The sequence below is a fragment of the Arthrobacter sp. 10T425 genome, assembly GCF_056393985.1.
Map to the genome: position 1 here is coordinate 190,824 of NZ_JBFTGZ010000002.1, position 25,296 is coordinate 216,119.

Genomic DNA, 25,296 nt, shown 5'->3' on the forward strand with positions numbered 1-25,296 from the left:
CGAACATTCAGCCGCTGACAGGCGGTGCCGCCCAGGGAGTGGCATCGGGCCTGTCGGAGCCGCGCGCTGAGCTGATCGAAGATCAGCAGCGCGGCGAAGGGGCGGGGGCGGCATCGCCTGCCAACGGCCCCGTCGCACTCCGCTCCCACGACGAGCTCAAGGCCCTCGCCGAGGCCGGCGCCGCCGAGCTCGGCTGGGACGCCCCGGCCCGCGACGTCATTGCCTGGGTGGCCCGCAATTTCGAGCTGCCGACTGTCGCCGTCGCCTGCTCCATGGCGGATGCGGTCCTCCCGGCGCTGGTCGCGGACCAGCTCTCCGGCGTCGACGTCCTGTTCCTGGAGACCGGCTACCACTTCCCGGAGACGCACGCGACGCGCGACGAGGTCGCGGCCAACCTGCGCGTCAACGTCGTGGACGTGCTGCCGGAGAGCACCGTGGAGCAGCAGGACCGGCTCCTGGGCAAGGACCTCTTCGCCCGCGACCCCGCGCAGTGCTGCGCCCTGCGCAAAGTGGCGCCGTTGCGCCGCACCCTGGCCGGCTACGAGCTCTGGTTCACCGGGGTCCGCCGCGACGAGGCGCCCACCCGCACCAACACGCCGCTGGTCACCTGGGACGAGGCCAATGGCCTGGTCAAGGTCAACCCGGTGGCGGCCTGGACTTTCGACCAGCTGGTGCAGTACTCCGACGACAACCTTCTTCCCGTCAACCCGCTGCTTTCACAGGGCTACCCGTCCATTGGCTGCCAGCCCTGCACCCGCAAGGTGGCGCCCGGCGACGACCCCCGCGCCGGACGCTGGGCAGGAACCGACAAGACAGAATGCGGACTACACGTATGAGAACTCAAATCACCAACGAGGACCTGGAGCTGTCGGTGCTGGACAACGACGCAGCTGAGACGGCGATTGCCGCCCAGGGAGTGGCATCGGGCCTGTCGGAGCCGCGCGCTGGGCTGATCGAAGATCAGCCGCGCGGCGCAGGGGCGGGGGCGGCAATCGGCGTCGCAGGTTCACGCCTCTCGAGCCTCGACACCCTCGAGTCCGAGGCCATCCACATCATCCGCGAGGTCGTCGCCGAGTTCGAGAAGCCTGCGCTGCTCTTCTCCGGCGGCAAGGATTCCGTGGTGATGCTGCACCTGGCCACGAAGGCCTTCTGGCCCGGCAAGGTGCCCTTCCCGGTGCTGCACGTGGACACCGGCCACAACTTTCCCGAGGTCATCGACTTCCGCGACCGCACTGTGGAACGGCTGGGCCTGAAGCTCGTCGTTGGCTCCGTCCAGGAGTTCATCGACTCCGGTGAGCTGGCCGAGCGTGCGGACGGGACCCGGAACCCGCTGCAGACCGTCCCGCTGCTGGATGCGATCCAGCGCAACAAGTTCGACGCCGTCTTCGGCGGCGGCCGCCGCGACGAGGACAAGGCCCGGGCCAAGGAGCGGATCCTGAGCCTGCGCGACGAGTTCGGCCAGTGGGACCCCCGCAACCAGCGCCCCGAACTGTGGAACCTCTACAACGGCCGGCACACGGTGGGCCAGCACGTCCGCGCGTTCCCCATCAGCAACTGGACCGAACTGGACGTGTGGCGCTACATCGAGCGCGAGAACATCGAGCTGCCGGGCCTGTACTACGCCCACCGCCGCGAAGTCTTCGCCCGCGACGGCATGTGGCGCGCCGTCGGCGAGGTCTCCCAGCCGCGCGATCACGAGGAAGTCATCACCAAGACCGTCCGCTACCGGACCGTCGGCGACATGTCCTGCACCGGCGCCGTGGAATCGGCCGCCGCCACGGTGCGCGACGTCGTCATTGAGGTTGCCGCCTCGACCATCACCGAACGTGGCGCCACCCGGGCCGACGACCGCATCTCCGAGGCCGCCATGGAAGACCGCAAGAAGGACGGCTATTTCTAATGAGCACGGAAACGTTTCTCCCGGGCCCGGACCTCGTTGCCGCGGCGCTGCCCACCACGCTGTTCCGCTTCGCCACCGCAGGCTCCGTCGACGACGGCAAGTCCACACTGGTGGGCCGGCTCCTGCACGACTCGAAGGCGATCCTCGCCGACCAGCTCGACGCCGTCGCCCGCACCTCGGCGGACCGCGGGTTCGGCGGTGAAGGGGCCACCGGCACAAAAGCGATCGATCTCGCCCTGCTGACCGACGGCCTGCGCGCGGAGCGCGAGCAGGGCATCACGATCGATGTCGCCTACCGCTACTTCGCCACGGACCGGCGCAGCTTCATCCTCGCGGACTGCCCCGGGCACGTGCAGTACACCAAGAACACGGTGACCGGTGCGTCCACCGCGGACGCCGTCGTCGTGCTCATCGACGCCCGCAAGGGTGTCCTCGAGCAGACCCGCCGGCACCTGTCCGTGCTGCAGCTGCTGCGCGTGGCACACGTGATCGTCGCCGTGAACAAGATCGACCTTGTGGATTTCAGCGAGGACGTGTTCCGCGGGATCGAGGCGGACGTCCAGCAGGTCGGGCGCGAACTCGGGCTCGGCCGTGACGATTCAAATGCAGGCGGGGTCTCCGATCTCTTCGTCGTCCCCGTCTCCGCCCTCGACGGCGACAACGTGGTGGACCGCTCGGACCGGACACCGTGGTACGACGGCCCGGCGCTCCTGGAGGTCCTGGAGACGCTGCCGGCCGCCGACGAACTCGAAAGCCACCTCGAAAGCTTCCGTTTCCCGGTCCAGCTGGTGGTCCGGCCGCAGGGCGCGCTGGCTCCGGACGCCATCGCCGGCGGCCTCGATCCCGAGGCCTACCGCGACTACCGTGCCTACGCCGGCCAGATCACCGAAGGCTCCGTGAAACTGGGGGATCAGGTCAGCATCCTGACCCCGGGCCAGGCCCCGCGCACCACCACCATCACCGGGATCGACTTCGCGGGCCGCGAGCTCGCCGAGGCGGCCGCACCGCAGTCCGTGGCGCTGCGCCTGGCCGATGAGTTCGACGTCGCCCGCGGTGACACGATCGCGGCGGCCGGGACGGTGCGTGAAAGCAGTGCAGACCTCTACGCCGCCCTGTGCTGGCTCTCGCCCAAGCCGCTCCGGGAGGGCTCCAAGGTCCTGGTCAAGCACGGCACCCGCACGGTCCAGGCCCTGGTGCGGAACGTGACAGGCAGGCTCGACCTCGCCAGCTTCGGCCTGGAGCCGACCACCACCCTGGAGCTCAACGACATCGGGCACGCGCAGCTCCGGCTCGCCGCTGCGCTGCCGCTGGAGAACTACCTGCACCACCGCCGCACCGGGGCGTTCCTCGTGATCGACCCGCTCGACGGCAACACCCTCGCAGCGGGCCTGGTCAACGACCACCCGGGCGACCACGAGGACGAGCGCTACTCGATCTAGGCCACGTGTCACATGGGCGCAGCTTGTTCCCCGGTCGGTCGCCATGGGCGGCAATCCGGGAAACAAGCTGCCGTCTTTTGGGGCCGAATGTGACGCTGCGTGAACCCGCGTGACCCCCGGTTTCCGGGCCGTTGAACCCCGAATATGACACTCACCTATGGTGAATGAATGAAGACACAGGAACGGTTCCCCGGCCTCCCCCGCAGGGACTTCCAGGGGCGATGTCGCCGGCGCTGACCATCCGCCCGGCCCTTCCGCACACACCCCAGAACAGGACTTCACCCATGTCACACACCCCCGAAAACCCCGGGCCCGGCACACAGCCCGGCACCACCCGGATCGTCGCCGGCGAGACCGGCAAACCCAAACGCAAGCGCACCTTGGAGATCGCCCTGGTTGCGGGCCTCGTGCTCCTGATCGGCGCAGGCGCAGCAGTTGCATCCTCGCTGTCCCGCAGCCCCGAAACCGCCCCCGCAGCGGCAACGGCGGACGCCGGCCCGGCCACGGAACTCAGGCTCGGCTACTTTGGCAACATCACCCACGCTCCGGCCCTGGTGGGTGTCAACAAGGGGTTCATCGCCAAGGACCTCGGGGCGACCAAGCTCAGCACACAGGTGTTCAACGCCGGCCCGGCCGCGATCGAGGCCCTGAACGCCGGCGCCATCGACGCCACCTACATCGGCCCCAACCCGGCCATCAACTCCTACGTCAAGAGCAACGGCCAGTCCATCAGCATCATCGCCGGCGCCGCGGCCGGCGGAGCGCAACTGGTGGTCAAACCCGGCATCAACTCGGCGGCCGACCTCAAGGGCAAGACGCTCGCGTCGCCGCAGCTCGGCGGCACCCAGGACGTGGCCCTCCGCGCCTGGCTCGGCAAGCAGGGGTTCAAGACCTCCACGGACGGCAGCGGCGACGTCTCGATCAACCCGACCGAGAACGCCCAGACCCTCAAGCTGTTTCAGGACGGCAAGCTCGACGGCGCGTGGCTGCCTGAGCCCTGGGCCTCCCGCCTGGTGCTCCAGGCCGGCGCGAAGGTCCTGGTCGACGAGAAGGACCTGTGGGAGAAGGGCGAGTTCGTCACCACCGTCCTGATCGTCAACAAGACGTTCGCGGCCGAGCACCCTGCCACGGTGCAGGCGTTGCTGAAGGGCCATGTCGAATCCGTGGACTGGCTCAACGCGGCGCCCGCCGCCGAGAAAGCCACCGTCCTCAACGACGGACTCAAGGCTGCCGCAGGCAAGGCGTTGTCGGCCGACGTCATCGACCGGTCCCTGAAGAACATTCTCTTCACCACCGACCCGCTCGCTGGGACGTACAAGAAGCTGCTCCAGGACGGCGTCGACGCCGGCACCACGAAGCAGGCCGACATCAACGGCATCTTCGACCTCACGGCGCTCAACAGCGTTCTGAGCGAGAGTGCCGGCAAGAAGATCTCCGCCGAGGGGCTCGGCAAGGACTAGCGCCCGGGCCCCCAGCCATCCGCCACAACAGTAAGGACCAGACCATGCCAGTCGTACTGGAACACCTGGGCAAGCGCTTCGGCGCCGGCGCCCCGGTGCTGGACGACGTCAACGCCACCATCGGGCAGGGCGAGTTTGTCGCCCTGCTCGGTGCCTCCGGCTGCGGCAAGTCCACCCTGCTCAACATCATGGCGGGACTGGAGGCCCCGACGTCGGGCGCCCTGGAAGTGCCCAGCGACGGCGCCGCCTTCATGTTCCAGGACGCGGCACTGTTTCCCTGGCTGACCGCGCGGGAGAACATCGAGCTGGCCCTGAAGCTGCGCGGCGTCGGGAAAGCCGACCGCCGGGTCCGGGCGGGGGAGCTGCTGGACCTGGTGCACCTGGGCGGTGCGGGGGACAAACGGCCCCACGAGCTCTCCGGCGGGATGCGCCAGCGCGTCTCCCTGGCCCGGTCGCTGGCCCAGGACCGCCAGCTGCTGCTCATGGACGAGCCGTTCGCGGCCCTGGACGCCATCACGCGGGACCTGCTCCATGACGAGCTGGAACGGATCTGGAAGGAAACAGGCCGGACCATCGTCTTTGTCACCCACAACGTCCGCGAGGCCGTCCGGCTTGGCCAGCGCGTGCTGCTGCTGTCCTCCCGGCCCGGCCGCGTGGTGCGGGAATGGCACGTCAGCGAAGAGCACCGCACGGACGCCGGACTGGCCGGCCAGCTCACCGGCGAAATCACCGCCCGGCTACGCGAGGAGATCCGCCGCCATGCCAAGTAACCATCTTCCCGTGGCGGAAGCGCCGGTGGAGACCCGCAAGGTCCACGCCGCCCTGACCCGTTCCTCCACCGGCAAGGAAGACCTCCGCGAGCTCGAAGCGGGCCTCGACTCCCTGCAGTCAGACGCCATCCGCAAGGTCCGCATCGACTGGAGCCGGATCCTGTTGCCGGTGGCCGCGCTCGCGGTGCTGATCATCCTCTGGCAGTTGTACGTCTCCGTCGGCTTCAAGCGGCGCGACGTCGTGCCCGGCCCCCTGGATGTCATCGGCCAGGTCGGAACCCTGTGGGGGGAGGGCAAGCTTCAAGAGGCCGTCTGGACCTCGCTGCAGCGCGGCGTCGTGGGCTTCCTGATCAGCGTGGTGATCGCGACGCCGGTGGGTCTCGTGCTGGCCCAGGTGGCACCGCTGCGGCGCGCCTTCGGGCCGCTGATCTCCGGGCTGCAGGTCCTGCCGTCGGTGGCCTGGGTGCCGGCCGCTATTCTCTGGTTTGGGATCACGGATGCCACCGTGTATTTCGTGGTGTTCATGGGTGCGATTCCCTCGATCATCAACGGCCTGATCTCCGGTGTGGACCAGATTCCGCCGCAGTACCGCAGCGTCGGAAAGGTCCTGGGTGCGTCCCGGCTCCAGCTGGCCCTGCAGATCATCCTGCCGGCGGCCCTGCCCGGGTACCTCGGCGGCCTCAAACAGGGCTGGGCGTTCTCCTGGCGCTCGCTCATGGCGGCGGAAATCATCGCCGTCGGCGGCACCATCGGCTTCGGTCTGGGCTCCATGCTGGACCAGGGCCGCGTCCTGTCCGACATGACCATCGTCATGTCCGCCATCCTGCTGATCCTCGTCGTCGGAATCCTGATCGAGCTGCTCGTGTTCGCACCGATTGAAAAGCGGCTGCTCCGCCGCCGCGGCCTTCTGGCCGGCAGCACCCGCTAGGCCAGCCCCCCCAGCTCCTCCAAAGCAACGCGGAGTCACCTACGGCCCATAATCCATTGGTTTATGGGCCGTAGGTGACTCCGCGTTGCTTTTTCGATGGCTCCTTGCCCGGGTACAGGCACGGGCCTACACTCACGCCTAGAGGCCGGGTTGCGGCCCCTTCCACGGCTGATGCAAAGCCCGATTCCTAGGAGGTCGCTGTGGCGGCAAAATTTGGCGTGCTGGCCCTGGTCGAAGCCAAAGCGGGGAAGGAACAGGACGTCTGGGACTTCCTGAACGGAGGGCGCGAAATCGTGCTCAACGAGCCCGGAACGCGCACCTGGTATGCCTTCCGGGTCAACGAGAACACCTTCGGTATCTTCGACACCTTCGACACCGAGGAGGACCGGCAGGCCCACCTCAGCGGCGCCATCCCCGCCGCCCTCGGCGAACACGGTCCCGCCATGCTCGCCAAGGATCCCGACATCAAGCTGATCGAACTCATCGCCGTGAAATAGGGGTGCCCCCGGCCGCCGCAGATCAGGAGCGGCGATTGCCATTATGTGACGCGGCGTTACCTTGCGTGAACTGGTGTTGCCGCACCGTTGTTCCGCTATGTGACGCCGCCCTATCGTCGATGCATGGCAATTCAGGACATTTACCCCACGGCCCTGCGCCTCCTCGGCCGTCCCGTGCTGGTGGTCGGCGCCGGCCCGGTGGCCGCCCGGCGCACCAAGGGGCTGCTCGACGCCGGAGCCCGCGTCACCGTCGTGGCACCGGCCGCCTGCCCGGCGCTGGCTGAACTTGCCGACGCCGGCCTCCTGAACTGGGAGCCCCGCCAGTACCGCCGCTCCGACGTCGACGGCGTCTGGTTCGTCCAGACCGCCACCGGCGACGCCGCCGTGGACGCGCAGGTCTCCGCCGACGCCGAGGCGCAGCGCATCTGGTGCGTCAACGCCTCCGACCACGAAGCCTCCGCCGCCTGGACGCCCGCCGTCGCCGTGGTGGACGACGTCAAGATCGCCGTCAACGCCGGCGGAGACCCGCGCCGCGCCATGGCCCTGCGCGACGCCGTCGCCACCGCCCTGGCCACCGGAGACCTGCCGCTGCGCCGGCACCGAGTTTCCGGCACGGGGGCAACTCCCGGATCCGTGGCCCTAGTCGGCGGCGGTCCCGGCGACACCGGACTCATCACCGTCCGCGGCCGCCGGCTCCTTGGCCAGGCCGACGTCGTGGTGGCGGACCGGCTCGGCCCGCGTGAACTCCTGGCCGAACTGGCCCCCGACGTCCGCGTTGTGGAGGTCGGCAAGACCCCCGGCCACCACCCGGTACCGCAGTCTGAAATCAACCGGATCCTGGTCGAGGAAGCCCTGCAGGGCCACCGCGTGGTCCGGCTCAAGGGCGGCGACCCCTACGTGCTGGGCCGCGGCGGCGAGGAAGCCGAATTCTGCCGGCAGCACGGCGTCGAGGTCGAAGTGGTTTCCGGCGTCACGTCGGCCATTTCCGTCCCCGCCGCCGCCGGCATCCCGGTCACGCACCGCGGGCTGGCCAAAGGCTTCAGTGTGGTCACCGGCCATGAGGAACTCTCGGAAGTCCCGGCCCGTGCCGACCACACTGTGATCCTGCTCATGGGGGTGGGCCAGCTGCGCGATTCCGCAGCCTCCCTGGCCCGCGCCGGTTTGCCTCTTCAGACGCCTGTTGGCATCGTAGAGAATGGATACCTGCCAAACCAGCGGGTGACCATCGGAACCCTCGGGACCATCGCGGACCAGGCGGAGGCCGCAGGCGTAGCGAATCCCGCCGTGATCGTGATCGGCGACGTGGTCCGTGTCAGCCCGTTCGCGCCGTCGCACTTCAAGACCGCGGACTACAGCACCACCTCCCCGAACGCTCCCCGCACCACCAAGACCCGCGTACTGACCCCCTAACACCCGTCGATTGCTCCACAACTGCCGTTATCAAGCCCCAAAGGGCGTTTGTGGAGCAACGGATGCAGAAGAAAAAAGGAACACAGCCGTGTCAACTAGCACCCCCGTAGGAACCGCCGCCCGCCCGCTGCGCGTCGCCGTCGTCGGCTCCGGTCCCGCCGGCGTCTACGCCGCGGACATCCTGACCAAGAGCGAGGCCGTCAAGAGCGGCGAGCTCACCGTCAGCATCGACCTCTTCGACCGCTACCCGGCACCCTACGGTCTGATCCGCTACGGCGTGGCCCCCGACCACCCCCGCATCAAGGGCATCGTGAACGCCCTGCACAAGGTCCTGGACCGCGGCGACATCCGGTTCTTCGGCAATGTGGACTACGGCACGGACTTGTCCATCGATGACCTCCGCACCCACTACGACGCCGTCATCTTCGCCACCGGCGCCATCAAGGATGCGGACCTGAACATCCCCGGCATCGAGCTCGAGGGCTCCTACGGCGGCGCCGACTTCGTGTCCTGGTACGACGGGCACCCCGACGTGTCCCGCGAATGGCCGCTGGAGGCCAAGGAAATCGCCGTGATCGGCAACGGCAACGTGGCCCTCGACGTGGCCCGCATGCTGTCCAAGCACGCCGACGACCTCCTTGTCTCCGAAATCCCGGACAACGTCTACACCGGGCTGAAGTCCTCGCCGGTCACGGACGTGCACGTGTTCGGCCGGCGCGGGCCCGCCCAGGTCAAGTTCACGCCCCTGGAACTGCGCGAACTCTCCCACTCCAAGGACGTGGACATCATCCTCTACGCCGAGGACTTCGAGTTCGACGCCGAATCGGACCGGCAGATCCAGAGCAACAACCAGACCAAGACCATGGTGGGCACGCTCACCAACTGGATCGCCGAACAGCCCGAGGACCTCTCCGAGCTCACCGCGTCCCGCCGGCTGCACCTGCACTTCCTGCACAGCCCGGTCGAGATCTACGCAGAAACAACAGACGGCGCCGACGCGCCCGGCCGCGTCGCCGGGATAAAGTTCGAGCGCACCGAACTGGACGGCACCGGCAACGCCCGCGGCACGGGCGAGTTTGTCGAGTACCCGGTCCAGGCCGTGTACCGCGCCATCGGCTACTTCGGTTCCGCCCTCCCCGAGGTCGAGTTCGACCACAGCAAGGGAGTCGTCCCGAACGACGGCGGTCGGGTCCTGGACGCCGCCGGCACCCACGTGCCGGGGATCTACGCGACCGGCTGGATCAAGCGCGGTCCGGTGGGACTGATCGGCCACACCAAGGGTGACGCCCTCGAAACCGTGACCTACCTGCTTGAGGACCGCGAAAACCTGCCGCTGGCCGCGGCGCCCGCCCCCGAGGCGATCGTCGAGCTCCTGGCGGGCCGCGGCGTCGAGTACACCAGCTGGGAAGGCTGGCTGGCCCTGGACGAGCACGAGCGCGCCCTCGGTGAAAAGGCCACCGCTGCCGGCGGGTCGCACGGCGTCGCCGTCCAGCGCGAGCGCATCAAGGTGGTGCCCCGCGAGGACATGGTGGAGATCTCCCGCGGCGCCGCCGTCGAGGTCTAGCCTCAACACATAGCAACACAGAGCAACACAGAGCAACGACGCAGACCAGCGCGGGGTCACTTCCCGCCCATCCCGGAAAGGGATTATGGGCGCTAAGTGACCCCGCGTTGTTTGATTTACGTGGAAACCTGGGCGGTAGTCAGTAGGCTTACCGTCATGGATGAACACTCGCCCAGGGCCGGCCAATGAGGCTCCGCCACAGCAACGCGTCCGGCCGCGGATACCGCAGGGTCCCCGCCGGGACCGGGTTCAGTTACAAGGACCTGGACGGCTCCACCCTGCCGCCGGGCCCCGTGCGGGAACGGCTCGAGGGCATCGGGATCCCGCCGGCCTGGACCGACGTCTGGATCGCCCCGTACGACAACGGGCACATCCAGGCCACGGGAGTGGACGCGGTGGGCCGGCGGCAGTACATCTACCATCCGAGCTGGCGGGAACGGAAGGACCGGCTGAAGTTCGACCGTTCGCTCCAGCTGGCTGAGACCCTGCCGACCGCACGCCGCCTGGTGACCATGGACCTGCGCTCCGAGGGGCTGACGCGGGAACGCGTGCTGGCGGCCGCCTTTCGGATGCTCGACAGCGGATCATTGCGCGTCGGCTCGGAGCGCTACACCAATGAAAACGGCAGCCATGGCCTCGCCACCCTGCTCTGCGCCCACGTCAAGGTGCGCAAGGACGAACTCCGGCTCAGCTTCCCGGCCAAGAGCGGCAAGACCTGGGAGTCGCGGATTGACGACGCCGACCTCGCCGCCGTCGTGCGCCAGCTCAAGCGCCGCGGCGGCAACGCCCGCCTGCTGGCCTACAAGGACGGCCGCAGCTGGCATCCGGTGTCGAGCGCGGACATCAACGAGTACGTCAAGGAGCGCACGGGGGAGGACTTCACCGCGAAGGATTTCCGCACCCTGCGGGGGACGGCGGCGGCAGCGGTCAGCCTGGCGCAGAGCGGCCCGCAGGCGAAAGTCTCGGCCCGGAAGAGTGCGGTGAGCCAGGCCATGCAGGACGCGGCCGCGGTCCTGGGCAACACACCGTCGATTGCCCGGAAAAGCTACGTGGATCCCCGGCTGCTGGACCACTTCGCGGCCGGGGAAACGATCGACCCGAGGCGGCTGGATTCCGCCGAGTCCGAGATCCGCGCCCTGCTGTACCAGGAAGGCGACGTGGTGCCGCTGCGGAAGGCCGCCGGCTAGTTCCCGGGCGCGGCCCGGCGGCACCTCAGAACTCGGCGTTGATGAACCCGATGACAATCGCCGTCCACCAGCACAGCTGCGAGATCACCAGGCACAGCAGCAGATGGACCCGTTGCCCGGCGGTCAGGTCCTTGAACGAGGCATCGGGCGTCAGCCTGGCCAGCCGCCGCATGAGCGGAATGAGCATGATCCCGTTAAGGCTGAGCACAAGGACGGCGGCGAGCTTGAGGTCGGTCATCGGGTTGCTCAGGTGCGGGTTCAGGAACACGCCCGTGGCCAGCATGCCGGCCAGGCCGCCCCAGATCAGCGGTGTCGCCGCGCCGTCGAGCCTGATGGTTTCGGCCAGGTCCCGTCTGCCGATCAGCCACAGGAAGCCGTGCCAGTCCACCAGGACGACGGCGCCAAAGGCCATCACCATCGACAGCACGTGCAGCACGACGGCGATGTGGTGGACATAGGTGTCGACATGGACCGCGGTGGACAACGTGACCGAGAGCAGCCAGGCCGCGGCGGCCGCGGCGGACAGGGCGGCTACGAGCCGCCGCGTGGACCGCTCAGATTCACGGTGCCGTCGGAGGGTGCGTCTGCTCACCGGAACGTAGCTCATGCCATACCTCTGCGAGACCTGCCGCCGGTGGCCGTCCCAGCCCGGCCCGGGGTAGCTCCACGATAGTCCCGCGGGCAGATGCCAAACAAGAAAATCCCCACCCAGGGCGGCGGCTACATCCGGCCGAAACGCGCCCGGACCAGCGCGAACACGCCGTAGGCAATGAAGCCGGCCCCGATCGCCAGGAGCAGGTACGGGCCGAAGGGGTGGTCCCGGAGCGCCTTGAGGCTGCCGTCCAGGCCGGTGGATGAACCGGGGTTGTTGGTCGCCGCGGCCACGACGAAGAGCAGCCCGGTCAGGATCAGCGCCAGCCCTTTCGAGACGTGCCCGGTGACGCCAAGCACGCTGATCAGTTTGCCGCGGCGGGTCCCTTCGAAATGCTGCAGTTCCTCCTTGAACTTCTTCCCGAAGCCCTTGACGATGAAATACACGCCGATTCCCATGATGGTGAGCCCGAGGCCGACCAGGGCCGGAACCCCCAACGGTGACTGGATCAGGGCCGTGCTGAAATCCCGGGTCGAGTCGCCCGAATCGCCGCGCTGGCCGAGCCCGAAGCCCGCGAAGCTCAGCCCGACGCTCCCGTACGCTATGGCGAGGAAGCCGGAGGAAATGAGTTTGCCCAGCTGCTCCCGGCGCGGCAGGTGGCGGCCCCGGAGCGTCGCCTCGCTCAGCTGCCAGAGCGCGAGGCCCGCGCAGGCGATGCAGGCCGCCCACATCACCGCCGGACCCCAGGGGTTGGCAGCGAGTTGTTCGATGGCGCCGGTGGGTTCGGCCTGACCCGGCGCGCCCAGGACCAGGGCGACGGCGATGGCCCCGATCACGATATGAAGCAGTGCCATCACCGCGAATCCGGAACGTGCGACGACGTCGAGCGCGGTGCTGTTCGACGCCGCCTCCGCGGTGTCGACGGCGTCGCCGATGGCGGCTTCGATCCCGGACTCTTCTTCTGCCATGGTGCTGCGGCTATTCCTCATCTGGTCCGGTGGAACGGTGTTGTGCCTACGGCGGTGTGCCGGTGTTATGCCTTACGGCGGTGTGGCTATGGCGCCGATTCTACGCGGGGCGAAGTAGCAGCCGCTTGGACTACCGCGTTTTTGGTAAGTGTGCTTACCATAGCCGGGTCATGGCCCCGCTCGTGGACATGCCGCGGACCGGCAGCCTTGCTGCCCCCTGCGATTCGGATTCGAAGACAGATGATAGGAAGCTCAACATGGCAGGTAATCTTGTTGCCCGATCCATTCACGACCTGACGGCAGCCGCCTGGTTCGGCGGTTCCCTGATGGGCGCCATTGGGCTCAACGGTGCCACGGCTGCTGCCAAGGACCCTGCGGAACGTACCCGCCTCTCAAGCCTGGGTTGGAAGAAGTGGGCGCCGTACCAGGCGGCGGCGTTTGGGGCGCATTTTCTTTCGGGCCTCGCCGTCATGTGGGAGAACAAGGGCCGGATGGCCAAGCAGGACGGCGTCACGCGCCTGAGCGTCTACAAGTCCGTCGTCACCCTCGCCGGTGCCGCTGTGACCCTGTACGCGGGCCTGCAGGGAGCCAAGGTGGACAAGCTGGCCGCCGAGGGCGCCAAGGGTGCCACCGAGCCGAAGCCGGGTGCCTCCGAGGAACTCCGTTCCGCGCAGCAGCAGCTGAAGATCCTGCAGTGGACCATCCCCGTGTTCGCCGGCTGGGTGATCGTGCTCGGCGCCAAGCACGGCGAGATGCAGCGGCCTAAGAACGTACTGAAGGGCCTCGTCCGCTAGCCCCGGCACAGCCGGTATGCGCCACTGTTGAGGGCCGGAACATCGCGTTCCGGCCCTCAACATTGGCAGTCGCACTCTCGCCGGAACAGCACTCTCACGCCGGAACGGGGGGAGCCGGGACTGCGGCCCGGCCCTTCGATTGCCGGGCCCGCAGGATGATCTTGAAGATTTCACCGAGGAACAGCAGCACCACGCCCGGCACCAGGCAGAGCAGCCACTGCTGGCCGGTAAGCGGCAGCGTGCCGAACAGGTCCTGCATCACCTTCATCTGGGTGATCAGCATCGAGCCGAGGACGGCCCACGCGAACGCCCAGAGCAGCTTCGGGTTGGACACCGTGGCGGGCCCGAAGGCGCTCTCGGTCGGGTAACGCAGATTGAGCGCCACGAAGATGTTCATCAGCCCCAGCCCCACCACAGCCATGGTCTGGCCGACCTCCAGTGAACCGTAGGTGGTTTTGCCGATCTGCACGAGGATCAGCGTCGCGGCCGCCATGAAAAGCCCGACGACGAACAGGCGCACCATCATCGACCGGACGAGGATCGGCTGGTTGAAGGGCCGTGGTTTGCGGTCCATGATGCCCGGCGTCGCGAGATCCAGGCCCATCACCGCCCCAATCGGGGCGACGATCGCCATGTGGATCCACAGCACCTGGGCCGGGCTGAGCAGGGCCGTGCCGGCTATGGCGAAGGCCGAGGATCCGATGAACGCCAGAATGAACATGAACAGGTTGGCGACCTGGATCCGGATGAACTTCTGCAGGTTGTCGTACACGAGCCGGCCCTCTTCGACCGCCGCCACGATGGTGGCAAAGTTGTCGTCGGCCAGGATCATCTTGGCCGCGCCCTTGGCGACGTCGGTGCCGGTGATGCCCATCGCGATCCCGATGTCGGCGGCCGCGATGGCCGGCGCGTCGTTCACGCCGTCGCCGGTCATGGCTACGATGTTGCCCTTGCGCTTGAGCACCTCGACCAGCCGTACCTTGTGTTCGGGGGCGACGCGGGCGATCACGCCGATCCCGTCCACCTGGCTGTCGGCCTCCGCGTCGCTCATCGCCGCGAACTCGGCCCCGGTCACCGCGCGGCCCCTGATGCCCAGTTCGTCGGCGATCGCCGCAGCGGTGACGGCGTGGTCGCCGGTGATCATCCGGACCCGGATGCCGGCGTGCTTTGCTTTGGCGATGGCGGCCACCGCCTCGGCGCGCGGCGGGTCAACCTCGCCGATCAGCGCCGAAATCTCCAGATCCTGCATCAGCGCCATCAGGTCGCCCGAAGGCTGGAACGTCGCCGGGTCGAACTCGCGCTGCGCCAGGGCGAGCACCCGCCTGCCCTGGCTGGCGATGCGTTCGTTCTCGGCAAGCACCTTGCCCCGCATTTCGTCAGTGAGGCGCTCGGCGTGGCCGCCCGGCATCCGGCCGAACGAGGACCTGCTCAGGAGGACGTCGGGTGCCCCCTTCACGTAGGCCCGGATCACGGGCCTGCCATCGGCCCCCGGCATCCGGTGGAACGTGGCCATGAACTTGTAGTCGGAATCGAACGGTACCGACGCCACGCGCGGGTTGTTCCGGCGGAATTCCCTGACGTCCACGCCGCCTTTCTGCGCGAGCACGTAGAGCGCCGCCTCGGTGGGGTCCCCGACCACCTCGCCGTCGTTGATATCGGAGTCGTTGCACAGGGCGCAGGAGAACATCACGTAGTCCAGGTCCCGTTCGGCGTCCCCCGTGGTCCGTTGGATCTGGCCGTCGAAACTGTAGCCCTCACCGCTGACGGTGTAGTGGTGCTGCACTGTGGTGATCTCGCGGACCGTCATCTGGTTCAGGGTCAGGGTGCCGGTCTTGTCCGAGTTGATGGCCGAGGTGGAGCCCAGGGTCTCGACCGCAGGGAGGACCTTCATGATGGCGTTCTTCTTGGCCATATTGACCGACCCGACGGACAGGATGGTGGTGACGACGGCGGGCAGCGCGTCCGGGATGGAGCCGACTGCCAGCGCCACACCGATTCCGAAGAGCACCGCGAAGGACTCGCCGGAGGCCAGGCCCATCACGACGATGGCGATAAACGCGAAGAGGGCCGCGATAATGATGAAGATGGTGAGCCGGTCCACCTGCTTGGTGAGCGGGGTCTTCTCCACTTTCTGCCCGGACAGCATGTGGGCGATGTGGCCGACCTCCGAGCCCATGCCGGTGGTGGTGACGAGGATTTCGCCGTGGCCCCGCGTCACGTTCGTGTTCATGAACGCCATGTTCAGGCGGTCGCCGATGCCGACGTCGTGCCGGCCGATGGTCTCGGTGTCCTTCTCGACGGCGACGCTCTCCCCGGTCAGGGCGCCCTCCTCGATCTGGAGGGTTGCCGCCAGGATGATCCGGCCGTCGGCGGGGACACGGTCACCGGCATCGACCACCACGATGTCGCCGGGGACGATCTGTTCGGCGGGGAGCTCCACAACGTCACCGTCGCGGCGCACCTTGGCCATAGCCTTCATCATCTGCCCCAGGGAGGCGGCGGCTTCTTCGGCCTTGCCCTCCTGGTGGTACCCCAGCCACGCGTTGAACAGCGTCAGCAGGGCAAGCCCAATGGCGGTTCCGTATTCCGCAATCAGCAAGCTGACCAGGGCGGCGACCACAAGGACGATCTGCATGTAGTCCTGATAGTGCTTGAAGAACCGTTTCCACACAGGCTCCTGCTTAGCGGCGGCGAGGGCGTTCGGGCCGTACTCCTGCAGCCGCTGCTGCGCCTCTCCCGTGCTCAACCCGCCAGCCGGATCCACCTTCAGCTCGGCCGCCACTTCAGCCGGTGCCAGCGCGTACCAGCTCGCGTCAGCCTCCGCCGGGGCCACCCCAGCTACTGCTCCGGGATCGTCGCTCATGACTTCCTCCTCATCGCCGGGGCGCTGCTTAGAACGGGGTGGGGATGTGCCGCACGGCCAGTGCCGGTTCGGTGTAATCGCGGGCCTTCTGGCGCTTGGGGAGCTCGACGTCGAGCCCCGGGTACGGCTCGTAGGGCACCTGGCTGAGAATATGGCTGATGACGTTGAGCCGGCCGCGCTTCTTGATGTCATTGTGCGCGACGTACCACGGTGCCCAAGCGGTGTCGGTCGCCTCGAACATGGCGTCCCGGGCCCGGGAATAGTCGTACCACCGTTTGTAGGACTTCAGGTCCATCGGAGAGAGTTTCCAGGTCTTGCGGGGGTCGTCCATGCGGCTCTCGAGCCGCCTGGTCTGCTCGTCCGCACTGACCTCGAGCCAGTACTTGAGCAGGATGATCCCGGAGTCGACCATCGCCTTCTCCACCATCGGGGTCATGTCGAGGAACCTCTGGGTCTGTTCCGGTGTGCAGAAACCCATCACCCGCTCGACGCCCGCACGGTTGTACCAGCTGCGATCGAAGATGACCACCTCGCCCGCCGCCGGGAAGTGAGACATGTAGCGCTGGAGGTACATCTGCGACTTCTCCCGCTCGGTCGGTGTGGGGAGCGCGACCACGCGGAACACCCGGGGGCTCACCCGCTCGACGATGCGCTTGATCGTGCCGCCCTTGCCGGCCGTGTCGCGGCCTTCGAAGACGATGCAGATTTTGGCTCCGGTGGACTTCACCCACTCCTGCATGGCGACCAGTTCACCCTGCAGGACCTCCATCTCCGCTTCGTACTTCTTGCGCGGCATCTTCTTCCCGGCGCGCCCGTCCTCTGCGTCGGAGCCCTTGGACTTTTTCTTCTTCTTGCCCACCATCGACCTCCTCGCGACGTACTTGCTGAGGTAAACCACAACACTGCGACACCGGCGAGACTGTCATCCAACGAGACCGGCACCCCGGCCCGGGACTGGGGCGCGGCTGCACTTGTCGCGGGCACCCTCGTGCGGCGTCCTGCCATTCTTAGTGTTGACCGCGGCTCGGGTCCGGTCTACGGCACTAAGACCCTAATGGGCAGCGGCGGAACCGGGTGTCTCGGCCGAGCCGGCCCCTGCTGCTGGGCGCAGGGGCCGGCCGTCCGGGCTCGGCGCTGGCGCCGATGATGACGGAAACCCGCCTGGCCGCTAGGCCGGTGCGCGGGTGGCGGCCGCCACTGAGACAGAGCATCTTCCGCGCACCTTGGGAAAGCCTTGGGTTAGTCCTGGAGCCATTCCGCGCAGGAATTCAGGTTCCGGGTGACGCTTTCGACGGCGGCCGCCTCGTCGCGGGCGGCAATTGCGGCCACGAGTTCGTCGTGGCCCTCGTGCGGCAGGCCGTTGAAGCCTCCCCGACGCTGCTGGCGGAGCAGGTCGTTGTGGAATACGCTGCCGAAACTGACATACAGCTCATGCAGCAGCGGGTTGGCGGACGCCTCCGCCACGCGCGCATGGAAGTCCCAGTCTGCCCGGGCCCACGCGGCGTAGTCCTCGGCGAGCCAGGCGGCACGGCGGGCAGTGAGCAAACCGCGCAGGGCGGTGAGGTCGTCGGCTGTCGCATGGCGTGCAGCGAGCCTGGCCGCCTGGGTGTCCAGCCCGACCCGGACCTCGAGGATGTGCTCCTGGGAGTGGTCCTCATACATCCGCTGCGTGGCGCCTGCGATCTCGCTCGTGGCGCGGACATACGTGCCGTCCCCGCGGCGGACGTCGAGCATTCCGCTGTGGGCCAGCGCTTTGATGGCCTCACGCAGGGTGCCACGGGAGACCCCAAAGGCGGCCATCAGCTCAGGTTCGGCCGGAATGCGCTGCTGCAGCGGCCACTCGCCCGAGTGGATCAGGGCCCGCAGCTTGGCAGTGACTTCCTCCGCCAGCGGTGGCCGGTGCGAAGCTGTGAGTGTCATCGCCGGGTTCCTTCCGGGGCGTGCGGGGCGGTGGCCCGCAGCTTTTTGGCTGCCAGTTCCTTGGCCCGCAGCTCCTTCGGTCCGGCCGAGAGCAGGTGGCCCACCGCGATCTGGCCGAGGGCCACGGCCAGCAGCAGGGCCAACGGCAACGTCCAGGAATTGGTGGCGCTGTGCAGCAGGCCCATGCCGAACGGGCCGAGCGTCGCCAGCAGATACCCGGCGGACTGGGCCACGGTGGACAGCGCGGTGGTCTCGGACGTGCTGCGGCCGCTGCGGCTGATCATCACCATGACCAGCGGGAAAATGCCGAGTCCGAATCCCAGCAGCACCGCGGTCAAAGGAGCCCAGTCCGTCGGCACGACCAGCATCGAGAGGACGCCGAGGGCCATGGTCACGGTGGCCAGATAGAACGCGGTCCGAAGCATCCGGGGGCGTGATCCGATGGCCACCAGCACCATGCCGGCGGGGACGGAGACGAGCTGCATGAGCCCGAACATCAGCCCGCTGTCGGACGCGGAGAGCCCCGTCGTGGCCAGCATGTAGGGGAACCAGCTGAGGACGGCGTAGGCCAGGAGCGCCTGCACTGTGAAGCCCAGCGTGATCATCGCGCCGGTGCGGGTCCGCAGCAGGGGCCACGGGGAAACCCGGGCGGCCTTGCCGGGGGATGCGTTGCGGTGAGCGTGCACCGCGATCGGGAGGAAGCCGAGGCACGCCCCCAGGGCCAGGAATCCGATCGCGCCGACGCCCGCCGACGGCGAGCCCAGGGCCTGGGCCACCGGAACGATCAGCACGGCGGTGGCAGTGGCGCCTGTGGTCATGGTCAGCGTGTAGACGGCGGTCATGAGGGACGTGCGGTCCGCGAAGTGCACGCGGATGAAAGAGGGCATGGCCACGTTGCAGATGGCCAGCCCGGACATCCCCGCCACGGTGCCGGCCAACAGCATCCCGGTGGACGGGACGCCGCGGAGCAGCAGCCCGGCCGCCAGCATCACGAGGGAGAGCAGGATGGCTTTTTCCAGCCCCAGCTGCCGGGTGAGCCAGGACGTGGCAGCGCCGGCCACCGCGAAGCACAGCGTGGGGATCGAGGGGAGCAGCGCTGCGATCAGCGGGCCGTAGCCCAGGACAGCCTGCAGGTCGTGGAAAAGCGCGGCGGCGCCGGTGATGCCGGCACGCAGGTTGAGCCCAATGAGCACGAGCGCCACGACGCCGGCCACGATCACGCCCCGCGGGCGGACCGCGCCGGGTGGAGCTGTCTGGGAAAGTGCGGAAACCGCCGTGCTGCTAGCCATAGCTAAAGGTTAGACGTTTGATGTTTGAGTCTCAGCCTTTAGTGGCGAATATCTCTGCAGGTGACAGAAAGCAACGCGGGGTCACTTAGCGCCCATCCCGGGCCGCTCAATGGGCGCTAAGTGACCCCGCGTTGCCTGCGGGCCGGACTGGAAGCGCGGTCAGCGCCGTCAGCGCGGATGCCGGGCGCTGAGCCGCTGCACCGCGAGCGCGAGCCAGAGCTGCACCCGGTCCGCTGTCTGCGCGGGGTCGTATCCGGTGAGTTCGGTGATCTGCGCCAGCCGGTAGCGGACCGTATTGCGGTGCAGCGTCAGTTCCTCGGCGACGGCCGCCACCGAGCCGTTGTTGCCGAGGTAGCTTTCCAGCGTGGCCATGAGTTCGGCGCCGTGCGCCGCGTCGAAGGCCCGCAGCGGGTTCAGTGATTCGTTGGCCATGTCCGCCAGCGGAACGTCCTCGCTCGCGAGCAGCAGCGAGGTCAGACTCAGCCGCTCGGGCTCGTTGACCGGCAGCCCGTGGCTGGCCGCGTCACGGGCCTCGAAATAGCTCCAGCGCAGGCCGTTGGGCTTGGTGTACGCCCCGCCTATGCCGATCGTGGCATGGATCCCGGCCTCGGCGAGGTGGTCGCTGAGGCTGCGGGCAAGGGCGCTCGCGCCGCTGCCGTCGTCGGCCACCACCACCACGAGGTCCTTCCCGACGACGGAGCCGACAGCCGCGGCCAGCGGCTGGGGCAGCGAAGAGCTGCCCAGCTGCTTCTGGTGGGCGGCCGATTCGGCGAGCAGGACCACGTTCTTGCGGGTGCTGTTGATGCCGACGCCGGCCAGACGGCGGGTGGCTTCGGACGCCTCCAGCGTCCCGTGGATAACGTCGTCGAGGACCTGGCCCGCCAGCGCCCGCTGCGCCTGCCGTTGCTTGACCATGTTGTTGAGCTCAACGCTGATCAGGTTTTGGGCGTAGCCCACGATGCCCGTGTCCTCGAACGGCTGCTTCACCCACAGGGTGCAGGCATCGCGGCGTCCCGTGGGGATGGGATAGGACGCCCAGCCCTCGGCCTTGGGCGCCGGGTGGCCCGCAACACTGTTGTACAGCTGGGCGGTGAACTGGGTCAGGACGATCTCGGTGCGCAGCATCGACCCCAGGTGTTTCAGGAGCTCGGCCAGGCCGCCGCCCGTCAGCAGGGCGCGGGCCAGGATCTGGTGCCCGGCGATGAGCCGCTCAAGCTTGACCAGGTGGTCCGCGGACTGGGCGTCGGCCACGAGCTTTCCGATCGCGATGAACGGTGTCTCGTAGGGCACTTCCACCACCGGCAGCCCCCACCGGTTCGCTTCGGCGATCAGGGCCGGCGGAACGGCGTCGTGCGTCAGGCCGACCCCGAACCCGATGCCCACCGCGCCTGCCCGCTGGACCTGACGCACAAACCGGCGCTGCTCCGCGGCACTTTTGAGCCGCATACCGGTCGTCAGGATCAGTTCGCCGCCATTGAGGAACCGCTGCGGATCCTCCTGTTCGGTGACGGCCACCCAAAGAATGTCCTGGTGCCAGGTGGTTTCGGCGAGTCCGGCCTTGGTGAGATTCAGGGACGGAACTCCCAGTAGGGCTGCGAGTGAAATGGCCATGGATTCAGGATAGCCGGGTGCTGGTCAAGCGCACTAAAGTTCTGCGGGGATGGTGTGCAGGTGCCTATTCCCTGCCTTGACCTGCTGGCATAGGCTCGTGACCAGTCACACATCCGTCATTGGCAGTAAGAAAGAGGTTGTACACCGTGGTTCAAACCTTGCAGAACTTCATCAACGGCGAGTTTGTCACCCCCGCCGGCACAGGATTGCTGCCCATCGTGAACCCCACCAACGGTGACGTGGTGGCGCAGGCGCCGATCTCGGTGCAGGCCGACGTCGACGCCGCCATGACGGCAGCCAAGAACGCGTTCAAGACCTGGAAGCACACCACGCCCGGGCAGCGGCAGCTCATGCTGCTCAAGCTGGCGGATGCCGTCGAGGCCAACAGCGACGAGCTCGTGGAGGCCCAGCACCGCAACACCGGCCAGGTCCGCTCCCTGATCGCCTCCGAGGAAGTGGCCGCGGGCGCCGACCAGCTGCGCTTCTTCGCAGGCGCCGCCCGCATCATGGAAGGCAAGTCCGCCGGCGAGTACTTCGAAGGCCACACCTCCTACGTGCGCCGCGAGCCGATCGGCGTCGTTGCGCAGGTAGCCCCCTGGAACTACCCGTTCCTCATGGCCATCTGGAAGATCGGGCCTGCCCTGGCCGCCGGCAACACCGTGGTCCTCAAGCCCTCGGACACCACCCCCGAGTCCACCCTGGTGCTGGCCCGGCTCGCCGGTGCGATCTTCCCGGCCGGCGTCCTGAACGTTGTTCTGGGCACCGGCGAAACCGGCGCCATGATGGTCGAGCACAAGGTCCCCGGCCTGGTCTCCATCACCGGTTCCGTCCGCGCCGGCATCGCTGTCGCCTCGGGTGCCGCCAAGGGACTCAAGCGCGCCCACCTGGAACTCGGCGGCAAGGCCCCGGCCATTGTGTTCGCCGACGCCGACATCAAGAAGAGCGCCGCGGCGATCGCCGAGTTCGCCTTCTTCAACGCCGGCCAGGACTGCACGGCCATCACGCGCGTCCTGGTTCAGGATTCGGTGCACGACGACGTCGTCGCCGCCATGGTGGAGCACACCAAGACCCTGCACACCGGCTCGCAGAACGACGAAGACAACTACTTCGGCCCGCTGAACAACGTCAACCACTTCAACGCGGTCACCTCAGTTGTCGAGCACCTGCCGGCCAACTGCAAGATCGAGACCGGCGGCCACCGCGCGGGCGAGAAGGGCTTCTTCTTCGAGCCCACCATCGTCACCGGCGCCAAGCAGAGCGATGACATCGTCCAGAAGGAAACGTTCGGCCCGGTCATCACGGTGCAGAAGTTCAGCACCGAGGACGAGGCCGTGGAACTGGCCAACGACGTCGACTACGCCCTGGCCTCGAGCGTCTGGACGACGAACCACGGAACCGCCATGCGCCTGAGCCGCGACCTCGACTTCGGCGCAGTCTGGATCAACACCCACATTCTCCTCACCGCCGAAATGCCGCACGGTGGCTTCAAGCAGTCCGGCTACGGCAAGGACCTGTCCATGTACGGCGTGGAGGACTACACCCGCATCAAGCACGTCATGAGTGCGCTCGACGCATAACGCCGACGCATAACGCTGCTAACTCAACCTGACGCATAACTCGCGCGCCTCAACCGCACGCTTAGGAAGGCCTTCCCATGACCACCACCGCACATGACATCACCTACCGGCTCGAGCAGAAGCGCCGCGTCCAGGCCGACTTCCCGGGCCCCAAGTCCGTCGCCCTGACCGAACGCCGCAAGGCGGTCGTCGCCGCCGGCGTCGCGTCCAGCGTCCCGGTCTTCGTGGCCGACGCCGACGGCGGCATCATCCACGACGTCGACGGCAACTCCTTCATTGACCTCGGCTCCGGCATCGCCGTGACGAGCGTCGGCGCCTCGGACCCCGCCGTCGTCGGCGCCGTGAAGGAAGCCGTGGAGCACTTCACCCACACCTGCTTCATGGTCACGCCGTACGAGGGCTATGTCGCCGTCGCCGAGCAGCTGAACCGCCTCACCCCGGGCGACCACGAAAAGCGCACGGTGCTGTTCAACTCCGGCGCCGAGGCGGTCGAAAACGCCGTCAAGGTGGCCCGCCTTGCCACCGGCCGGGACGCCGTCGTCGCATTCGACCACGCCTACCACGGCCGCACCAACCTGACCATGGCGCTGACCGCCAAGGCCATGCCGTACAAGACCAACTTCGGCCCGTTCGCGCCCGAGGTCTACCGCATGCCGATGAGCTACCCGTTCCGCGAGGAAAACCCGGAAATCACCGGTGCCGAGGCCGCCAAGCGCGCCATCACCATGATCGAGAAGCAGATTGGCGGCGAGCAGGTTGCCGCGATCATCATCGAACCGATCCAGGGCGAAGGCGGCTTCATTGTCCCCGCCGACGGGTTCCTGCCCGCGCTGGCGGACTGGGCCAAGGACAAGGGCATCGTGTTCATCGCCGATGAGGTCCAGTCCGGCTTCTGCCGCACCGGTGAATGGTTCGCCGTGAACCACGAAGGTGTTGTCCCGGACATCATCACCATGGCCAAGGGCATCGCCGGCGGCATGCCGCTCTCCGCCATCACGGGCCGCGCCGATCTCCTCGACGCCGTCCACCCGGGCGGCCTCGGCGGCACCTACGGCGGCAACCCGGTGGCGTGCGCAGCAGCGCTGGCGTCGATCGGCTCGATGGAGCAGTACGACCTCAACGGCCGCGCCAAGCACATTGAAGAGATCGCCCTCGGCAAGCTGCGCGAACTCGCCGCTGAGCTTGCTGACGGTTCGGTGATCGGTGACGTCCGCGGCCGCGGCGCCATGCTGGCCATTGAACTCGTCCAGGCCGGTTCCAAGGAGCCGAACCCGGAGCTGACCAAGGCCGTCGCCGCAGCCTGCCTCAAGGAGGGTGTCATCATCCTCACCTGCGGCACCTACGGCAACGTCATCCGGCTGCTGCCGCCGCTGGTCATCAGCGACGAGCTGCTGCTGGACGGCCTCGGGGTCCTGGCCGCGGCCATTAAGGCCAACGCCTAGCCCAAGGCCCAATGAGCTGCCGGGAAGGCGATCCTTTCCCGGCGAGCCGGTGCTACCCGAAAACGGGCGACACAGCGGAGGAGCCGCGGACACCTTGTCCGTGGCTCCTCCGCTGTTTCCGGCCCTGGCTTGTCCGGCCCTGCATCCGGGCCCTGCATCCGGTCCTACTTCCAGGCGGTCGCGTCCAGCTGGATCGCCACCACGTACAGGTGCTGGCCCTGCTCGATCTTCTCCACCTCAGTGACCCGCACCTTCGTTTCCGGAATCGTGCCCACCGGACGGCCGACGCCGATCCCGTAGCTCAGCACGCCCTCGAAGTCCCCGGCCGGCGCGTAGCTGGTGAGCGCCTGGTATCCGATTGCCGGCGGCGGCGCACTGGTCACGGTGCTGGCCGTGCCGTCCGCGGTGTGTGACTGGGCCCCGCGGAAGGTCACCTCGAGGAGGGTTCCCGTGCCCGGCATCGGGATGGGCAGGCCGCTGCCGTCGGCGACGAGTTCGGGGACCATTTCGACGTCGTAGCTGGGGAAGCCACCGGTGAACCGGAAGCTCAACTGGTCGTACGGCGGCGCGTCGGAGGGGTGCTGGCCCGCGCCGATGGCGGCCAGCGTCGGCAGCGGTGCCGCCGGCGGGGGCGCGATCGGCACAGGGTTCTTGTGGTCCGTGTGGAACGGGGTGGTTGGCCCCGGCACGGACCAGTCGTGGGTGACCGTGGAGGAGATCACCTTGTCGCCTGGTTGCGGCGGTGCCGTTTCGTCGGCATCCCCGGTTGCCGACGGCGACGGGCTGGCGGTCGGGGACTGCGACGGCGGCTGGCTGCCGGCGGAAGGCTGCGGGGCAGGCGGCGTGCAGGCAGTCAGGACCAGCAGGAGCGTCAGGGTTCCCAGTCCCGCGGCCCGCGTCCGTCCGTTGCGAATGGCGTCCATGGTGCGCTCCCCTCGACCATTCCAGCGTAGGTCCGGAAGATTGTGCTGGTCAGGGTAATAAGTCACCACCTTTTTGAGGTTCCGCTGGACTAGAGTCGTTCCTATCCACTGCAGGAACGCAGACCGGCCGACGTCGCCCGGAACCCCCGGGGCGCAGCTGGC

21 protein-coding genes are annotated in these 25,296 nt (G+C 67.9%); 13 read left to right on the forward strand and 8 right to left on the reverse strand.

What is annotated here, in order from left to right; translation table 11 throughout:
* Nucleotides 1–50: 50 nt before the first annotated feature.
* The 10 genes from AC1DDH_RS03140 to AC1DDH_RS03185 all read left to right on the forward strand — a co-directional run bounded on the left by AC1DDH_RS03140 (nt 51) and on the right by AC1DDH_RS03185 (nt 11,155).
* Nucleotides 51–836, forward strand: a complete 786-nt coding sequence (locus AC1DDH_RS03140; protein ID WP_476954904.1) for a phosphoadenylyl-sulfate reductase — start codon at nt 51–53, stop codon at nt 834–836.
* Nucleotides 833–1,900 carry a sulfate adenylyltransferase subunit CysD gene (gene cysD / locus AC1DDH_RS03145; RefSeq protein WP_476954832.1) on the forward strand — a complete coding sequence of 356 codons (1,068 nt, stop codon included), beginning with the start codon at nt 833–835 and terminating at the stop codon, nt 1,898–1,900. The genes AC1DDH_RS03140 and cysD overlap by 4 nt, the downstream gene beginning before the upstream one ends.
* Nucleotides 1,900–3,339, forward strand: coding sequence for a sulfate adenylyltransferase subunit 1 (locus tag AC1DDH_RS03150; protein WP_476954833.1), 1,440 nt, complete (start codon nt 1,900–1,902; stop codon nt 3,337–3,339). Before cysD ends, AC1DDH_RS03150 begins: the two co-directional genes overlap by 1 nt.
* Before the next feature lie 284 nt (nt 3,340–3,623).
* Nucleotides 3,624–4,799 carry an ABC transporter substrate-binding protein gene (locus AC1DDH_RS03155; RefSeq protein WP_476851234.1) on the forward strand — a complete coding sequence of 392 codons (1,176 nt, stop codon included), beginning with the start codon at nt 3,624–3,626 and terminating at the stop codon, nt 4,797–4,799.
* A gap of 44 nt (nt 4,800–4,843) precedes the next feature.
* Nucleotides 4,844–5,569 carry an ABC transporter ATP-binding protein gene (locus AC1DDH_RS03160; RefSeq protein WP_018775157.1) on the forward strand — a complete coding sequence of 242 codons (726 nt, stop codon included), beginning with the start codon at nt 4,844–4,846 and terminating at the stop codon, nt 5,567–5,569.
* Nucleotides 5,559–6,497, forward strand: a complete 939-nt coding sequence (locus tag AC1DDH_RS03165; RefSeq protein ID WP_476954834.1) for an ABC transporter permease — start codon at nt 5,559–5,561, stop codon at nt 6,495–6,497. Before AC1DDH_RS03160 ends, AC1DDH_RS03165 begins: the two co-directional genes overlap by 11 nt.
* Before the next feature lie 200 nt (nt 6,498–6,697).
* Entirely contained in the window at nt 6,698–6,994 is a 297-nt protein-coding gene (locus tag AC1DDH_RS03170; RefSeq protein WP_476851235.1) for a putative quinol monooxygenase, read from the forward strand.
* Nucleotides 6,995–7,117: 123 nt separating this feature from the next.
* The gene (gene cobA / locus AC1DDH_RS03175; RefSeq protein WP_476954835.1) at nt 7,118–8,404 is read left to right on the forward strand and encodes a uroporphyrinogen-III C-methyltransferase; all 1,287 of its coding nucleotides are present in this window, start codon (nt 7,118–7,120) and stop codon (nt 8,402–8,404) included.
* Between the two features lie 88 nt (nt 8,405–8,492).
* Nucleotides 8,493–9,968 carry an FAD-dependent oxidoreductase gene (locus AC1DDH_RS03180; RefSeq protein ID WP_223913717.1) on the forward strand — a complete coding sequence of 492 codons (1,476 nt, stop codon included), beginning with the start codon at nt 8,493–8,495 and terminating at the stop codon, nt 9,966–9,968.
* A 185-nt stretch (nt 9,969–10,153) separates the two neighbouring features.
* Complete coding sequence (locus AC1DDH_RS03185; protein ID WP_476855618.1) at nt 10,154–11,155, forward strand: DNA topoisomerase IB; 1,002 nt, start codon at nt 10,154–10,156, stop codon at nt 11,153–11,155.
* A gap of 25 nt (nt 11,156–11,180) precedes the next feature.
* Here AC1DDH_RS03185 and AC1DDH_RS03190 read toward each other — a convergent pair whose 3' ends face one another.
* Both AC1DDH_RS03190 and AC1DDH_RS03195 read right to left on the reverse strand, forming a co-directional pair.
* Nucleotides 11,181–11,762: a hypothetical protein gene (locus AC1DDH_RS03190; RefSeq protein WP_476954836.1), complete on the reverse strand. Its 582-nt coding sequence runs from the start codon at nt 11,760–11,762 to the stop codon at nt 11,181–11,183.
* A gap of 113 nt (nt 11,763–11,875) precedes the next feature.
* Nucleotides 11,876–12,715 (reverse strand): DUF1206 domain-containing protein, encoded by an 840-nt coding sequence (locus tag AC1DDH_RS03195; protein WP_476859347.1) that lies wholly within the window; start codon nt 12,713–12,715, stop codon nt 11,876–11,878.
* 257 nt (nt 12,716–12,972) lie between these two features.
* On the opposite strand from AC1DDH_RS03195, the gene AC1DDH_RS03200 reads away from it, so the two are divergent.
* Nucleotides 12,973–13,509, forward strand: coding sequence for a hypothetical protein (locus AC1DDH_RS03200; RefSeq protein ID WP_476851241.1), 537 nt, complete (start codon nt 12,973–12,975; stop codon nt 13,507–13,509).
* A 94-nt stretch (nt 13,510–13,603) separates the two neighbouring features.
* Here AC1DDH_RS03200 and AC1DDH_RS03205 read toward each other — a convergent pair whose 3' ends face one another.
* The 5 genes from AC1DDH_RS03205 to AC1DDH_RS03225 form a co-directional block, all read right to left on the reverse strand.
* The gene (locus AC1DDH_RS03205; protein ID WP_476954837.1) at nt 13,604–16,372 is read right to left on the reverse strand and encodes a cation-translocating P-type ATPase; all 2,769 of its coding nucleotides are present in this window, start codon (nt 16,370–16,372) and stop codon (nt 13,604–13,606) included.
* Between the two features lie 28 nt (nt 16,373–16,400).
* Nucleotides 16,401–17,270 (reverse strand): polyphosphate kinase 2, encoded by an 870-nt coding sequence (ppk2, locus tag AC1DDH_RS03210; protein ID WP_476954838.1) that lies wholly within the window; start codon nt 17,268–17,270, stop codon nt 16,401–16,403.
* A 341-nt stretch (nt 17,271–17,611) separates the two neighbouring features.
* A complete protein-coding gene (locus AC1DDH_RS03215) occupies nt 17,612–18,292 on the reverse strand; it encodes a FadR/GntR family transcriptional regulator (protein WP_476947147.1) in 681 nt (226 codons plus the stop codon).
* Nucleotides 18,289–19,581, reverse strand: a complete 1,293-nt coding sequence (locus tag AC1DDH_RS03220; RefSeq protein WP_476954839.1) for an MFS transporter — start codon at nt 19,579–19,581, stop codon at nt 18,289–18,291. Before AC1DDH_RS03220 ends, AC1DDH_RS03215 begins: the two co-directional genes overlap by 4 nt.
* A gap of 168 nt (nt 19,582–19,749) precedes the next feature.
* Nucleotides 19,750–21,192, reverse strand: coding sequence for a PucR family transcriptional regulator (locus tag AC1DDH_RS03225; protein WP_079550035.1), 1,443 nt, complete (start codon nt 21,190–21,192; stop codon nt 19,750–19,752).
* A 146-nt stretch (nt 21,193–21,338) separates the two neighbouring features.
* Here AC1DDH_RS03225 and AC1DDH_RS03230 point away from each other — a divergent pair, with 146 nt between their 5' ends.
* Entirely contained in the window at nt 21,339–22,769 is a 1,431-nt protein-coding gene (locus AC1DDH_RS03230) for a gamma-aminobutyraldehyde dehydrogenase (RefSeq protein WP_476855624.1), read from the forward strand.
* Nucleotides 22,770–22,846: 77 nt separating this feature from the next.
* Nucleotides 22,847–24,211 carry a 4-aminobutyrate--2-oxoglutarate transaminase gene (gabT, locus tag AC1DDH_RS03235; RefSeq protein ID WP_223913725.1) on the forward strand — a complete coding sequence of 455 codons (1,365 nt, stop codon included), beginning with the start codon at nt 22,847–22,849 and terminating at the stop codon, nt 24,209–24,211.
* 164 nt (nt 24,212–24,375) lie between these two features.
* On the opposite strand, the gene AC1DDH_RS03240 is transcribed toward gabT, so the two are convergent.
* Nucleotides 24,376–25,134, reverse strand: a complete 759-nt coding sequence (locus AC1DDH_RS03240; RefSeq protein ID WP_476954840.1) for an AMIN-like domain-containing (lipo)protein — start codon at nt 25,132–25,134, stop codon at nt 24,376–24,378.
* Between the last annotated feature and the right edge of the window lie 162 nt (nt 25,135–25,296).

What these genes read in the sequence shown, in the direction of transcription:
- cobA (WP_476954835.1), top strand. Translation starts at nt 7,118, where the DNA reads ATGGCAATTCAGGACATTTACCCCACGGCCCTGCGCCTCCTCGGCCGT.
- AC1DDH_RS03200 (WP_476851241.1), top strand. Translation starts at nt 12,973, where the DNA reads ATGGCAGGTAATCTTGTTGCCCGATCCATTCACGACCTGACGGCAGCC.
- AC1DDH_RS03155 (WP_476851234.1), top strand. Translation starts at nt 3,624, where the DNA reads ATGTCACACACCCCCGAAAACCCCGGGCCCGGCACACAGCCCGGCACC.
- cysD (WP_476954832.1), top strand. Translation starts at nt 833, where the DNA reads ATGAGAACTCAAATCACCAACGAGGACCTGGAGCTGTCGGTGCTGGAC.
- AC1DDH_RS03190 (WP_476954836.1), bottom strand. Translation starts at nt 11,762, where the DNA reads ATGAGCTACGTTCCGGTGAGCAGACGCACCCTCCGACGGCACCGTGAA.
- gabT (WP_223913725.1), top strand. Translation starts at nt 22,847, where the DNA reads ATGACCACCACCGCACATGACATCACCTACCGGCTCGAGCAGAAGCGC.
- AC1DDH_RS03150 (WP_476954833.1), top strand. Translation starts at nt 1,900, where the DNA reads ATGAGCACGGAAACGTTTCTCCCGGGCCCGGACCTCGTTGCCGCGGCG.
- AC1DDH_RS03195 (WP_476859347.1), bottom strand. Translation starts at nt 12,715, where the DNA reads ATGGCAGAAGAAGAGTCCGGGATCGAAGCCGCCATCGGCGACGCCGTC.
- AC1DDH_RS03215 (WP_476947147.1), bottom strand. Translation starts at nt 18,292, where the DNA reads ATGACACTCACAGCTTCGCACCGGCCACCGCTGGCGGAGGAAGTCACT.
- AC1DDH_RS03160 (WP_018775157.1), top strand. Translation starts at nt 4,844, where the DNA reads ATGCCAGTCGTACTGGAACACCTGGGCAAGCGCTTCGGCGCCGGCGCC.
- AC1DDH_RS03240 (WP_476954840.1), bottom strand. Translation starts at nt 25,134, where the DNA reads ATGGACGCCATTCGCAACGGACGGACGCGGGCCGCGGGACTGGGAACC.
- AC1DDH_RS03165 (WP_476954834.1), top strand. Translation starts at nt 5,559, where the DNA reads ATGCCAAGTAACCATCTTCCCGTGGCGGAAGCGCCGGTGGAGACCCGC.
- AC1DDH_RS03225 (WP_079550035.1), bottom strand. Translation starts at nt 21,192, where the DNA reads ATGGCCATTTCACTCGCAGCCCTACTGGGAGTTCCGTCCCTGAATCTC.
- AC1DDH_RS03185 (WP_476855618.1), top strand. Translation starts at nt 10,154, where the DNA reads ATGAGGCTCCGCCACAGCAACGCGTCCGGCCGCGGATACCGCAGGGTC.
- AC1DDH_RS03220 (WP_476954839.1), bottom strand. Translation starts at nt 19,581, where the DNA reads ATGGCTAGCAGCACGGCGGTTTCCGCACTTTCCCAGACAGCTCCACCC.
- AC1DDH_RS03205 (WP_476954837.1), bottom strand. Translation starts at nt 16,372, where the DNA reads ATGAGCGACGATCCCGGAGCAGTAGCTGGGGTGGCCCCGGCGGAGGCT.